We start from the raw sequence: 12,584 nt of genomic DNA, 5'->3' as shown, positions 1-12,584 counted from the left end.
CCCGGCCGGGGCAGCGGCACAGCCAGCCACAAAGCTGTTGCCAGCCCTTGCTCCCGATTTGGCCCCAGCCGGTGAATTCAATCGCCGTATCCAGTAGAATGGCCGCCCTTTTTGCAGCAGCTGTCTTTGGAGCGAAACATGTCAGACGTAAACAAGGTCGTTCTGGCCTATTCAGGCGGTCTCGATACCTCGGTAATCGTGCGCTGGTTACAGGATACCTATAACTGTGAGGTGGTGACCTTCACCGCCGACATCGGCCAGGGCGAAGAGGTGGAACCGGCCCGCGCCAAGGCCGAAGCCATGGGGATCAAGGAGATCTACATCGACGACCTGCGCGAGGAATTCGTGCGCGATTTTGTCTTCCCCATGTTCCGCGCCAACACGGTGTACGAGGGCGAGTACCTGCTGGGTACTTCCATTGCCCGCCCGCTGATCGCCAAGCGCCTGATCGAAATCGCCAACGAAACCGGCGCCGACGCCATCTCCCACGGTGCCACCGGCAAGGGCAACGACCAGGTGCGTTTCGAACTGGGTGCCTATGCCCTCAAGCCCGGCATCCAGGTCATTGCGCCCTGGCGCGAGTGGGACCTCAGCTCCCGCGAGTCGCTGATGAATTACTGCGCCGAGCGCGACATCCCGGTGGATTTCGCCAACGCCAAGAAGAAGTCACCCTATTCAATGGATGCCAACCTGCTGCATATCTCCTACGAGGGCGACCTGCTGGAAGATCCCTGGGCGGAGCCTGAAGAAGACATGTGGCGCTGGAGCGTCAGCCCAGAGGCGGCGCCCGACACGGCAACCTACATCGAACTGACCTTTGCGCAGGGCGACGTGGTAGCCATAGACGGCGAGGCCATGAGCCCGGCCACGGTGCTGGAGACCCTGAACAAGGTTGGCGGCGCCAATGGTATCGGCCGTGACGACATCGTGGAAAACCGCTACGTCGGCATGAAGTCCCGTGGCTGCTACGAAACCCCCGGCGGCACCATCCTGCTGAAGGCGCATCGCGCCATCGAATCACTGACCCTGGATCGTGAAGTGACGCACCTCAAGGATGAATTGATGCCGCGTTATGCCAAGCTGATCTACAACGGCTACTGGTGGAGCCCCGAGCGCAGGATGCTGCAGGCAGCGATCGATGAATCCCAACAGGTGGTCAATGGCGTGGTGCGGCTGAAGCTGTACAAGGGCAATGTGATGGTGGTCGGGCGCCAGTCCGCCGACAGTCTGTTTGACGAGAGCATCGCCACCTTCGAAGAAGATGCTGGTGCCTACGACCAGAAAGACGCCGAGGGCTTCATCAAGCTCAACGCACTGCGTATGCGCATTGCCGCCAACAAGGGGCGCAACCTGCTGTAAGCGCGGTTGGCGCTGCGATCCCATTTGCTGGGTGGCGGCATCGTCCCGGCACGGGCCCCGTGATCGGGCGCGCGACCAGGCCGGGGTGCTTCAACAGGCCCGGGCGCGTGAACAGGCCCGGGCGGGCTGAGTCCGGTGCATCAGCGCTCCCCGGTCAGCGGCACGAAGCGCACCGGCAATACCGAGCGTTGGGCGATGTTGCCGTCCTCGCCCACGTGCACCAGCAGCAGGTCCTGGGCGCCGTGCTCGGCGTCCACGGGGATCACCAGTTTGCCGCCCGGCTTGAGTTGATCCAGCAGCGGCTGGGGAATATGCGGTGCCGCGGCGGTGACGATGACGCCGTCAAACGGTGCGTGCTCGGGCCAGCCGGCATAACCGTCGCCGGCGCGCACGCTGACGTTATCGTAGCCCAGCCTGTCCAGTGTGGCGGCGGCGGACTGCGCCAGTTCTTCCACGATCTCTACCGAATACACCTGCTGCACCAGCCCGGACAGCACCGCTGCCTGGTAGCCTGAGCCAGTGCCGACCTCGAGGATGACATCCCCCGGCTCCGGCTCCAGCAGGTCGGTCATCAGTGCCACGATCAGCGGCTGGGAAATGGTTTGCCCCGCAGCGATGGGCAGCGGGCGGTTCTGGTAGGCCTGCGCGCGGTGCGCCGCCGGCACGAATTGCTCCCGCGGTACCGTCGCCATGGCCTCCATGACACGTTCGCTCAATGCCTCCCGCCCGGTATAGTGTGCGGAATCGCGTACCGATTGTTCGATCGCCCGCAGCATGTCCTGGTGTGCCTGTTGTGTGTCTTGTGCCATGGTCGGGGTTGGCTGTGTCAGTAGAATTGCCGCTAGTATGGGTAACAGTGCCGTCATCATCACTATAGAAGCTGGTTGGCGATGCGTCCGGGCTGGCCGTCAGGCCTTATGTTGCCCGGAACCGGTTATCGATAACTGCAGTGTAGTGGCTGCATGGGCGTACGCCACCCGCATGAGATCGGCACGGGGATGGCGAACGCTTTTCATCGTTTGAAACAACAGTTGCGGAGGCAGCATGACTGACGACAAACCAGGATCGGCATCACTTGTGCTTGGTGGCGGTGGCGTCGCCGGCATCGCCTGGATGACCGGTGTATTGCACGGCTTGCAGCAGGCGGGTGTGGAGGTGGCCGGGTTCGAACGGGTGATCGGCACCTCTGCCGGTGCGGCAGTGGCGGCGCAGCTGCACAGTGGCCTGCCGCTGGCGCAGCTGTTCCAGCGCCAGGTCGACCCCGCACAGCAGGTCGCCGAACTGGTGCCCACAATTAGTAAATTCCGCCTGTTGCTGCGGCTGCTGCCGGCCCTGCTGGCCCGCAAGGACCCGCAGCGATTCCGACAGCGTGTTGGCGCGGCCGCGCTGAAAGCCTCGTCGGTCGACCCGGCTGCCCGTTACCGGGTGATCGAGCAGCGGCTGCCGGCGCGGGAGTGGCCCGCGGTGCAATTGGATATCGTGGTGGTCGATGCCGCCAGCGGCGACATGGTGGTGTTCAACCGTGACGCCGGCGTCAGCCTCACCGATGCCGTGGCGGCCAGTTGTGCCGTGCCCGGCATCTGGCCCCCGGTGCGTATCAACGATACCGATTACATCGACGGCGGCCTGCGCTCCGCCACCAATGCCGACCTGGCCGCCGGGGCAGCCTCGGTAGTGGTGCTGGCGCCCATGGGCTACCAGTCGTTTCTCAATACCGGCTCGCACCTGCGCGAGGAAGTGGCGGGCCTGGAAGCAGCCGGGACGCGGGTGCTGGTGATTGTGCCCGACCAGCAGGCAAAACAGGCGATTGGCGCCAACCCCCTCGACCCCGCCACGCGCGCCCCTGCCGCGCAGGCCGGGCAGCAGCAGGCTGCCATGATAGCCGGCGAGGTGGCCCGTTTCCTGGGTGCGCCGGCTCAGTGAAAATCCCGCGACTTCAGCTGCAGGCCGGCTTTATCCGGGCTGGCCTGGCCCTGGCTGGATGACGTCCCCTCAGCCGGGCACCCCAGTGCCTGCAGTGCGTGGGTGTAGTCCTGCAGCGCGCCGGCCACTACATGGGTGACATTGTCCACGGTCTCCACGGTGCCGGTGACCAGTAGCAGTTGCGCCGACATCAGCGCCTGGCGAAAGTGCGCCTGGGTGCTCTTCCATACCACGATATTACTGTTGCCGGTCTCATCTTCCAGGGTGAGGAACAGCACGCCTGAGGCGGTGCCCGGGCGCTGCCGGCAGGTGACCAGCCCGGCGATACGCACGAAACGGTTGTTGCCCAGTGTGGCCAGGTCCACCTGGCGCAGGCAGCGGTTGAAGGGCGCCTGGTTGCGCAGCAGGCTCATGGGGTGCGGGCGCAGGGTCAGCCCAGTGGCGCGATAGTCCGAGAGGACTTCTTCCGCCACCGCCGGCGGGGGTAGCTGCACGCCATCGTTGAAAAAGCGCGCGCCCTGGTACTGTTCGTCCTGCAGCAGCGGGCGCGCCTCTTCCAGGGCCATGATCTGCCACTGGGACTGGTGGCGGTGCCCGGCCAGGGAGGCCAGGGCGTCGGCGTCGGCCAGGGCTTCCATGTCGCGCTTGTCCAGCTGCGCCCGGCGGCGCAGGTCACTGATCTGGCGAAACGGCGCCCGGCGGCGGGCCTCCACCAGGCGCTGGGCACCCTCGCGGCTGAGCCCCTTTACCAGGCGCAGGCCGAGCAGGATGGGGCTGCGGGCGGCGTCCGGGCCGTCCAGCAGCAGGTGATCCCAGTCACTCTGGTTCACGTCCACGGGCAGCACGCTGACGTGGTGGCGCCTGGCGTCCTGCAGCAGTTGCGAGGGACTGTAAAAGCCCATGGGCTGGCTGTTGAGCAGCCCGGCGAAGAACGCTGCCGGGTGATGCCGCTTGAGCCAGGCGGACACGTAGGCGAGCAGGGCAAAGCTGGCGGAATGGGACTCGGGAAAGCCATAGCCGGCAAAGCCCTTGATCTGGTTGAACAGGCGGCGGGCGAAATCCGCATCGTAGCCGCGCTCGATCATGCCTTCGGTCAGCTTCTGCTCGAACTCCAGCAGCCGGCTGTGCCGCCCCCAGTTGGCGATCGCGCGGCGCAGCTGGTCGGCTTCACCGCCGGAAAACCCCGCCGCCACCATCGCCAGCTTGATTACCTGCTCCTGGAAGATGGGCACGCCCAGGGTGCTTTCCAGTACGCCTTTTATCTCTTCGCTGGGGTAGGTGATGGCTTCCTTGCCCTGCTTGCGGCGCAGGTAGGGGTGCACCATGTCGCCCTGTATCGGCCCCGGGCGCACGATGGCGATCTCGATCACCAGGTCATAGAAGCAGGCGGGCTTGAGCCGCGGCAGCATGGTCATCTGCGCCCGCGACTCGATCTGGAAAATACCGACCGTATCCGCCTGCTGCAGCATCCTGTAGGTGGCGGCGTCCTCTTTGGGAATGTCGCTGATGGTGGCGATGGCAGGGTTGTAGCGATTGACCATGTGCAGGCTCTTGCGAATGGCGGAGAGCATGCCCAGGGCGAGAATGTCCACCTTGAGCAGGCCCAGCGACTCGATGTCTTCCTTGTCCCACTGGATCACGGTGCGATCCGCCATGCTGGCGTTCTCCACCGGCACCAGGGTGGAGATGGGGCTGCGGGTGATGACGAAGCCGCCCACGTGCTGGGACAGGTGGCGCGGGAAGCCGAGTATCTGCTGCACCAGGGCGTAGAACAGCTCCGCCTGCTGGCTGTGGCCGGCTACACCGTGTTCCTCGAAGCGTTTGGCCAGGTCGGCGGTGCGATCCCACCAGGCCATGGATTTGGCCAGGTCATCCACGAATGTCTGGTCCAGCCCCAGGGCCTTGCCCACGTCGCGCACGGCGCTGCGCGCGCGGTAGGTGATCAGCGTGGCGGCCAGGGCCGCGCGCCGGCGGCTGTATTTGCGGTAGATGTACTGGATGACCTCCTCGCGGCGCTCGTGCTCGAAGTCCACGTCGATATCCGGCGGCTCGTCGCGCTCCTTGGAGATAAAGCGCTCGAATAGCAGGGAGATCTGTTCCGGCGACACTTCGGTGATGCCCAGGCAATAGCACACCACCGAGTTGGCGGCGGACCCGCGGCCCTGGCAGAGAATGTCGCGGGAGCGGGCGAAGTCGACGATGTCGTACACGGTGAGGAAGTAGTACTCGTAGTGCATTTCCCGGATAAGTTCGAGCTCCCGGTCGATACGCTGGCGGACGGCCGCCGGCACGCCCCCCGGCCAGCGCCGTTCGGCGCCTGCGGCCACCAGCTCACGCAGGTAGGAGCTGGCGCTGTGCCCCTCGGGCACCACCTCCTGCGGGTATTCATAGCGCAGTTCGTCCAGGCTGAAGTCGCACAGCCTGGCGATGCGCAGGCTCTCTGCCAGCAGCGCCGGCGGGTAGAGGCGGGCGATTTTGTCCAGGCTGCGCAGGTGCTGCTGGCTGTTGGCCAGGCGCCGGCGACCCAGCTGGGCGATGCTGGTGTTGTGGTGGAGGGCGGTAAACACGTCGTGCAGCGGCTTGCGCGAAGCCGTGTGCATGCGTACATCACCGCAGGCCACCATCGGCAGGCCCAGATCGCCGGCCAGGTCACAGGCGCGCCGCAGATGTTCGGCCTCATCGTTGCCCAGCAGGTGGCTGACCCCCAGCCACAGGCGCCCCTTGCACAGCCGCGCCAGCTGCTGCCCATAGGCGCGGTCATGGTCTTCGCTGCCGCGGGGCAGCCAGATAAGCAGGCAGCGCTTGAGGTGGAAGATGACATCGCGCAGGGTGGCACGGTATTCCCCCTTGGGGCTGCGCCGCCGGGCCATGCTGATCAGCCCGGACAGTTCACTGTAGGCGGCCCGTGACGGCACCAGCGCCACCAGGCGTATGCCTTCTTCCAGGGTGAACTCGCTGCCCACAATCAGCTGCAGCCCGGCTGCCTTTGCGGCCACATGCGCCTTGACGATGCCCGCCAGCGAGCACTCGTCCGTGATCGCCAGCGCTGCATAACCCAGCTGCGCCGCACGCTCCACCAGTTCGTGGGGGTGCGAGGCGCTGCGCAGGAAGCTGTAACAGCTCAGGCAGTGGAGTTCGGCGTAGGTTGGCATATACTGTATATTTATACAGTATTATGATTTGGTCAAATATCAGTGCACCGTCAATCGTCTAGCGGGCTGATGACGCCCCACATATGGGAAAGTGCGCCCATTGCCTTTTTGTTGAAGAGTACGGCCAGCAGCCGGCTGGAGGTCCCGGCATCAGCGGATGCCAGCCCCTGCGGCACAAATCCCGCCTTTCACGGGGACAAAACTGGCACATGGGTGGTGAAGTGGTAAATTATTGTTGTGATGGATTATTTCAAAGGATGGGAATATGCACCGGCTGCGTCAAAGCGTCTTTTCGAAGACTGTGTTCCGGTAAGTGGCTGTTAGGTCACCATGAAGCCCGGCTCAATAAGCACTGTGCTGTTCGCGCTGGCATGCCTGGCAGCTGCCGGATTATCCGCAAAGACACTCGGACCTGGCATGTGGGGTGCCGTATTTCTGGGCGCAGGCCTTTTTGTTGCTGCAAGTCCGTACTATCGCCCGATACAGCAAGCTGCGCGCGGCATTGCCCTTGTCGGCGGCATTCTCGCCATGCTCGCTGCAGCCTTGGGGTTACTCGCAGCCACCACAGGCGGTTCATTTCGGCTGCCCGCTGATCAGGCGCTACTAATGACTATGCTCGGGGCCATTGGTGTGTTCGGTGTTGCCGCGCACAGAGGGTTGGCAGGTGAGCGCAGTGCCGCTTGACCAGCATGGACAGGCTGCACCAGGGGCAGGCGGGGTGTTTCAAAGTTATGGCTAAATGGGTACCAAAAGTAAATCACTTTGCTGCACGGACTGTAGAGAGTCGCAGTGCAGCAAGTTTGCGGACGAATTGGCGCCGTCTCAGTCTGGAACTTTATGCGTGCGTCACCTACAAGCCATAGAGGAAGGGAGCCCGTGACTGCTTACTTTGGTTCTTGTCTTTGTGGCAGTGCGAAATTTGAAGTGCAGGGGGAGTTCGACAGCTTTTACCTGTGTCACTGTCAGCACTGCCAAAAGGACACCGGCTCTGCTCATGCGGCAAATTTGTTCTCTCAGTCGGCAAAGGTAACCTGGTTGTCGGGTTCTGATTCTGTGACTACCTTTACGCTTCCAGGTACTCGACACAGCAAGAGTTTTTGTAAGGTTTGTGGTTCAGCATTACCAGGCACTCATGGCGAAGGTCTGCTGGTCATTCCCGCCGGGTGTCTGGACACGGAAGTCTCCATGCTGCCAACAGCTCACATCTTTACATCTAGCAAAGCGGTTTGGGATACAGGGTCGGAGTCATTGCCAAAGTTCGAGGGGTTGCCGGATTGAGATGCTACCACCTAACAAGTCAAAGTACGCGGACCTGGCATGACAGTGATCTTTCAAAAAACACTAAAGTCATCGACTTAACCAAGCCGATGTTTGATGCCTCCTGTGCTCATCGGAGTTAAATGCAAGCATGAAAATTGAGTTTTTCAAAGGCGACGCAGTTGATCAACACGTAGAATGGATAGAGAAACAGTTAGGCACATCAAATGACCGCCTGGCTCCCAATGAAGGCTTCCAGCCTTTTGTATTTTTACTCCAAATTAATGAAGAAAAAGCCGGTGGAATTGTCGCTTTCAAAAGTTGGGACTGGTTGGTTATAGATTCAATCGTCTTGATGGAGCCCTATCGGAACACTGCATATGGAAAGCTACTGCTGGAAAAGGCAGAAGCCTATGGCAGGTCAATCGGCTGTAAGAGGGCGAAACTTGAAACGTTTCAAGCGGAAGCGTTTTATAGGAAATTCGGATATGAAACGCATGCGGTTTTACATGACTATCCTCCGGGTTTTAGCTTTGCAACAATGGTGAAACTGTTTGATTAGCGAACCCAACAATACTCTAACACGTTTCCTTCAGTCACTTATGTGCAAACGCAAGAGGCTGGTGCGTAGTGTTTGATCTTTAGAGACAGAAATCATGCCTGATCCAAATAGAGAAACGATAGCGGCCTTCGAATCTCCCGGGGATCTGGCTCAGTGGCTTAGAAAGAATCATGCGAAGAAAAGCGAACTGTGGGTGAAAATTTTCAAGAAAGGATCCGGGGTCAAGAGTGTGAGCTGGAATGATGTTGTGCTCGAGACCCTATGCTGGGGCTGGATTGATGGTGTGAAGAAGTCTCTGGGGGATGAAGCATATCTGCAGAGAATTACGCCGCGAAAACCAGGCAGCGCATGGTCAAAGAGAAATACCGAGCATGTGGAAAGATTGATTGGCGAGAAGCGGATGCAAGAATCCGGCCTTGCTCATGTCGAGGCGGCGAAAGCGGATGGGCGCTGGGAAAATGCCTACGCGTCGTCGAGTCAAATGCAAGTCCCCAAAGATTTTGTTGCAGCCGTCCAAGAAAACTCTCAAATTAGCCAATTCTATGAGACTCTGAACAAGTCGAGCCGTTATGCAATAGCCTATGGGCTTGAAACGGCAAAGAGGCCCGAAACAAGACAGCGAAGATTTGATAAATTCATGGATATGCTTTCTCAAGAAGAGGCGCCCGGATTTGGGTTCAAGAAGAAGACATAACAAGCGCAGTCGTTGGGTCATTGTTCCGGCTGCACGCCCGAGACGCTCGAGCTCCGAGCCCTATGGTTCCTTAGTGTGGTGTAAATACCAATATGTTTAGAGGCCAGGGCCCTGCAATGCCCCAGGTTCGCTCTTTGCTTGGAGCGTTAGCCCTTACTGTCCTGGTCATGGTCGGATCACAGGCCTCCGCAGTGATCGGTTATGTTCTCGCGCTGTCGGCTCTCGTAATGATCATTGTCGCAATGCACATGGAATCTATCTGGCCAACACAATCAAGAAAAGAGAACTCACTGGTATTCTCACTATTCTGGGGTTTAATGATCGGAGCTATTGTGCCTTTTGTCGTGACCACTTTCCTGGAAGGCGGGGCCTCTGCAGTCTTTGAAATGCTTACGTCAGAACCATAACCAGATGTTCACGTCGTTCGCCACTCTGTTCGTCACAGAGGCTTGCAGTTTTCCCAGTCGCAGCTTGGTACGGCGCCAGGTATTTTAATGACGCTTATCCGCGATACCACTGATGCTGATTTTAGTCGTATCGTGAAGCTGAATACTGTTGAAGAACAGCAAACCAGCCCAATGTCTTTGCAAAGACTTCGACTGCTCGACAAGTATTCCAGCTATAACAGGGTTGCAGAAATCGAAGGTGAGGTAGTGGCTTTCTTGCTTGCTATCCCGGCCGGCGTGCCGTACGAAAATGAGAACTATGACTGGTTCAGTCGCCGGTTTCAGAGTTTTCTGTATATTGACAGAATAGTTGTCGCTGCAGAGTTTTCGGGCCGGGGTGTCGGTAGCAGCTTGTACGCGGATTTGTTTGCTTTTGCGCGTTCGAACAACATCGGGACCATAACGTGCGAGTACAACATCAAACCACTAAATCCGGCCTCTCGCGCCTTTCACGGTAAGTTCGGATTTAAAGAGGCTGGTACTCAGTGGGTCGCGAACGCTACAAAGCAGGTCTCGTTGCAATGTGCCGAGGCCTGAAAAAACATTCAAGCACCTTGCGGCAGTGGCTCCCTATATCGCATCGAAGATCATGGGGTACTGATATGATCAACAAGTCAGCCAGCCAGGGCGTTGGATGTCGGTACGTCGTAGCCGGCTTGCTCGTTAAAAGCGTTAATCGCTGAGAAGAAGAATCATGGATATCACCATACCCACAGCACTCAAAGCGTTGGCCACGGGCGGCTCGGCCATGAAGTCGATTACCTCCTGGTGGAATAAGTCAAAGGGCGATTCGCGGGCGCTGGTTGGAGAACTGAAAGATAACCTGTCCTACCTCGACATGGTGGCGTCGGATGGCGTCCCGCTGGGTGATGTTGTCGATAAGCTATCCGTGGTTGAGTACAGGCGCCTGGCCAAGGCAGGTTTTAATTTCAACAAGCTCAAGAAATCGAAAATATCGAAATACCCATCTCTCGCAGGAACTGACCTGGAAGCCTGGGGTGGCAAGGAAACCGAAGCCCTGGTTGTTTCAATCTACGAGAAGCTCAACGAAATCAAGATACGCTACCCCCATGTAGGTAATAGCCCGAAGTATCGCTGGGGTGTCAGGGTGACTAATGTTCGAAAGAGAATCTGGCTGTTGTTGAAGCATGTTGAGAGCTAACAAGACGTGAGGCTATTCGCTTGCAGCTCAACCGGGGCTTCTGGGCACGTTGTGCCAGCGTACCAACTCGCTACTGATACCGGTGAATGAAATGAGTACTGATCTTATCAAGATGGTGGTTACGTTGAATGTGGGCCAGGGTAGCCTGGCGTTATTCAAGCGTTTATCGAGAGAGCTGGTTGATGCGATAGAGTCGGAGGAACCTTCGACCCTTGAATACGAGTGGTTTCTGAATGAAGCCACAGGCACATGCTACATCACCGAGAGCTACCCGGGTTCTGAGGCGATGTTGTCGCATCTCGACAGTGTTGGCCCCAGGCTGGGCCCCATCCTCGAGCTGGCGCCGGTTACGCAGTTTCTGGTTTTCGGGTCGGTCTCTGCGCAGGCCTCCGCCGTGCTCTCGACGCTTGGCGCCACAGTGGTTCCTCTTCATGCCGGGTTTCGGCGTTGATTTGTGCTATTGCGAGGCGAGCGCCCCGGCAACCGGAATGTCGCCTCCAATCCCTGAAGTTTTTTGCTATCGAGACCACGTAAATGAGCGAAATAACGCTATCCAAAGACGCGACAGCCAGTCTGGTCAGTAAACTGCAGAGCTACTTCAGCGATGAGTTGGATCGGGAGCTGGGCGGTTTCGAGGCCGAGTTTTTAATCGAGTTCCTGGCCAGGGAACTGGGCCCGTATTTTTATAACCGGGGCCTGGCTGATGCCCATGCACTGTTCATGGAAAAGTCAGAAGAGATCGGCTACCTGGTGCAGGAGCTGGAGAAGCCTACAGATTAACGATATCACCTTGCCTGTCGCCTACGTCCACCATCCATACCGGGCAGGGTGTTTCTCACTGCGGAACTTATTCGAGCTGCTATTCTTCCTGAGACCGATTTCAGGCGCCACGGGAGGTGATAGATGTCTGCTGAGATTGTCTTCGAAACCGGGCGCACAGTGGTGCGCAGGTGGCGCCGTTCAGACCTGGCGTCGTTGCTGAGCGTCTATGGCGATGCCGAGGCCATGCGCTGGGTTGGTGATGGAACGCCCATATCTCGCGAAGCGGCGGAAAACTGGCTTCAAGTCACGCAAGGCAACTATGAAGCGCGCGGCTATGGCATGTTTGCTGTTGAGTTGCGGGATAAGCCGGGTGTTATCGGCTTCTGCGGCCTGGTTCACCCCGGTGGCCAGCAACAGACCGAGCTGAAATACGCATACTTGCGGGCTTTCTGGGGGCAGGGGCTGGCAACCGAGGTGGCGCGCGCCGCCATCGCATATGGTGCGCAGGTCCATGGCATGCGGCGCATTATTGCCACCACGGCGCCGGAGAACGAGGCATCTCACAGAGTGCTGTTAAAGGCCGGGATGCATGCGGGAGAACTGACGCGCGATGACGACGGTGAAATGACCCAGTTTTTTGTGTGGGATCTGGATCGTGAATAGTGGGATCCCACTGTTTTGTCTGCACGATACCCGGCCTGGATGTAACCGCAGGCGCGTATTTGCGGGGAACGTAGATTGAAAAGGGTGCTGATATTCGGCAATTCTGCCTCCGGTAAATCAACCCTGGCAAAGAAACTTTGCAGCACAGAAGGCTTGTCCCATCTCGACCTCGATACACTGGCCTGGCTGCCGGCAGTGCCGCCGGAAAGGAAACCGCTGCCGGAGTCCGCAGCGGAGATCGAAGCTTTTATCGATGCCAATCAGGCCTGGGTGATTGAGGGCTGCTATGCTGATCTGCTTGATGTTGCCCGGCCGTACTCAAGTGAGGCGATCTTTATGAACCTTCCGGTAGACGTGTGTATCGAGAACGCCAGACGTCGCCCCTGGGAGCCGCACAAGTATTCCTCCAGGGCGGCACAGGACAGGAACCTGAGTATGCTGCTCAACTGGATAGCCGAATACCCGGAGCGCACCGATACCTGTTCCTATCCTGCCCACGAGGCATTGTATGAGCGCTGCTATGGCAAGAGGCGCATGATTACGCGGAACGACGAGCTTACCTGAGGCAACCGGGTCCAAGTGGTCATTTGATGGCGACAGTGAC

Annotated in this window: 13 protein-coding genes; 11 read left to right on the top strand and 2 right to left on the bottom strand. The window is 59.2% G+C overall.

Annotated features, from left to right (window positions below; genetic code table 11):
- The first annotated feature begins 138 nt into the window (after positions 1 to 138).
- The gene (locus F0M18_RS13125) at positions 139 to 1,359 is read left to right on the top strand and encodes an argininosuccinate synthase (RefSeq protein WP_149611908.1); all 1,221 of its coding nucleotides are present in this window, start codon (positions 139 to 141) and stop codon (positions 1,357 to 1,359) included.
- 140 nt (positions 1,360 to 1,499) lie between these two features.
- On the opposite strand, the gene F0M18_RS13120 is transcribed toward F0M18_RS13125, so the two are convergent.
- On the bottom strand, positions 1,500 to 2,168 hold the full coding sequence (locus F0M18_RS13120) for a protein-L-isoaspartate(D-aspartate) O-methyltransferase (RefSeq protein ID WP_223177985.1): 669 nt from the start codon (positions 2,166 to 2,168) through the stop codon (positions 1,500 to 1,502).
- Positions 2,169 to 2,403: 235 nt separating this feature from the next.
- Here F0M18_RS13120 and F0M18_RS13115 point away from each other — a divergent pair, with 235 nt between their 5' ends.
- A complete protein-coding gene (locus tag F0M18_RS13115; RefSeq protein WP_149611906.1) occupies positions 2,404 to 3,282 on the top strand; it encodes a patatin-like phospholipase family protein in 879 nt (292 codons plus the stop codon).
- Here the strand turns inward: F0M18_RS13115 and F0M18_RS13110 are convergent.
- The gene (locus F0M18_RS13110; RefSeq protein ID WP_149611905.1) at positions 3,276 to 6,434 is read right to left on the bottom strand and encodes an error-prone DNA polymerase; all 3,159 of its coding nucleotides are present in this window, start codon (positions 6,432 to 6,434) and stop codon (positions 3,276 to 3,278) included. The two genes, F0M18_RS13115 and F0M18_RS13110, sit on opposite strands and share 7 nt — an antisense overlap.
- 837 nt (positions 6,435 to 7,271) lie before the next feature.
- Between F0M18_RS13110 and F0M18_RS13105 the strand changes: the two genes are divergently transcribed.
- From F0M18_RS13105 to F0M18_RS13065, 9 genes are all read left to right on the top strand, one after another.
- Positions 7,272 to 7,712, top strand: a complete 441-nt coding sequence (locus F0M18_RS13105; RefSeq protein WP_262500944.1) for a GFA family protein — start codon at positions 7,272 to 7,274, stop codon at positions 7,710 to 7,712.
- Between the two features lie 130 nt (positions 7,713 to 7,842).
- A complete protein-coding gene (locus tag F0M18_RS13100; protein WP_149611903.1) occupies positions 7,843 to 8,253 on the top strand; it encodes a GNAT family N-acetyltransferase in 411 nt (136 codons plus the stop codon).
- Positions 8,254 to 8,347: 94 nt separating this feature from the next.
- Positions 8,348 to 8,947: a YdeI/OmpD-associated family protein gene (locus tag F0M18_RS13095; RefSeq protein ID WP_149611902.1), complete on the top strand. Its 600-nt coding sequence runs from the start codon at positions 8,348 to 8,350 to the stop codon at positions 8,945 to 8,947.
- Positions 8,948 to 9,441: 494 nt separating this feature from the next.
- Positions 9,442 to 9,930: a GNAT family N-acetyltransferase gene (locus F0M18_RS13090; RefSeq protein WP_149611901.1), complete on the top strand. Its 489-nt coding sequence runs from the start codon at positions 9,442 to 9,444 to the stop codon at positions 9,928 to 9,930.
- A 157-nt stretch (positions 9,931 to 10,087) separates the two neighbouring features.
- Positions 10,088 to 10,555: a hypothetical protein gene (locus F0M18_RS13085; protein ID WP_149611900.1), complete on the top strand. Its 468-nt coding sequence runs from the start codon at positions 10,088 to 10,090 to the stop codon at positions 10,553 to 10,555.
- 91 nt (positions 10,556 to 10,646) lie between these two features.
- Positions 10,647 to 11,006, top strand: a complete 360-nt coding sequence (locus F0M18_RS13080; RefSeq protein WP_149611899.1) for a hypothetical protein — start codon at positions 10,647 to 10,649, stop codon at positions 11,004 to 11,006.
- 83 nt (positions 11,007 to 11,089) lie between these two features.
- Positions 11,090 to 11,335 (top strand): DUF2164 domain-containing protein, encoded by a 246-nt coding sequence (locus F0M18_RS13075; RefSeq protein ID WP_149611898.1) that lies wholly within the window; start codon positions 11,090 to 11,092, stop codon positions 11,333 to 11,335.
- Between the two features lie 123 nt (positions 11,336 to 11,458).
- Entirely contained in the window at positions 11,459 to 11,980 is a 522-nt protein-coding gene (locus F0M18_RS13070) for a GNAT family N-acetyltransferase (protein WP_149611897.1), read from the top strand.
- 84 nt (positions 11,981 to 12,064) lie between these two features.
- Complete coding sequence (locus F0M18_RS13065) at positions 12,065 to 12,544, top strand: P-loop NTPase family protein (protein ID WP_262500954.1); 480 nt, start codon at positions 12,065 to 12,067, stop codon at positions 12,542 to 12,544.
- The last annotated feature ends 40 nt before the right edge of the window (positions 12,545 to 12,584 follow it).

Source organism: Pseudohalioglobus sediminis, from assembly GCF_008370495.1.
Lineage (GTDB): Bacteria > Pseudomonadota > Gammaproteobacteria > Pseudomonadales > Halieaceae > Halioglobus.
Note: the sequence above shows the minus strand (reverse complement) of the source record. Positions and strands in the feature narration are given on the sequence as shown.

Bases quoted from the DNA above. Each gene is read 5' to 3' on its own strand.
- F0M18_RS13120 (WP_223177985.1), bottom strand. From the start codon at position 2,168: ATGGCACAAGACACACAACAGGCACACCAGGACATGCTGCGGGCGATC.
- F0M18_RS13085 (WP_149611900.1), top strand. From the start codon at position 10,088: ATGGATATCACCATACCCACAGCACTCAAAGCGTTGGCCACGGGCGGC.
- F0M18_RS13075 (WP_149611898.1), top strand. From the start codon at position 11,090: ATGAGCGAAATAACGCTATCCAAAGACGCGACAGCCAGTCTGGTCAGT.
- F0M18_RS13110 (WP_149611905.1), bottom strand. From the start codon at position 6,434: ATGCCAACCTACGCCGAACTCCACTGCCTGAGCTGTTACAGCTTCCTG.
- F0M18_RS13080 (WP_149611899.1), top strand. From the start codon at position 10,647: ATGAGTACTGATCTTATCAAGATGGTGGTTACGTTGAATGTGGGCCAG.
- F0M18_RS13070 (WP_149611897.1), top strand. From the start codon at position 11,459: ATGTCTGCTGAGATTGTCTTCGAAACCGGGCGCACAGTGGTGCGCAGG.
- F0M18_RS13095 (WP_149611902.1), top strand. From the start codon at position 8,348: ATGCCTGATCCAAATAGAGAAACGATAGCGGCCTTCGAATCTCCCGGG.
- F0M18_RS13105 (WP_262500944.1), top strand. From the start codon at position 7,272: ATGCGTGCGTCACCTACAAGCCATAGAGGAAGGGAGCCCGTGACTGCT.
- F0M18_RS13100 (WP_149611903.1), top strand. From the start codon at position 7,843: ATGAAAATTGAGTTTTTCAAAGGCGACGCAGTTGATCAACACGTAGAA.
- F0M18_RS13090 (WP_149611901.1), top strand. From the start codon at position 9,442: ATGACGCTTATCCGCGATACCACTGATGCTGATTTTAGTCGTATCGTG.
- F0M18_RS13115 (WP_149611906.1), top strand. From the start codon at position 2,404: ATGACTGACGACAAACCAGGATCGGCATCACTTGTGCTTGGTGGCGGT.
- F0M18_RS13125 (WP_149611908.1), top strand. From the start codon at position 139: ATGTCAGACGTAAACAAGGTCGTTCTGGCCTATTCAGGCGGTCTCGAT.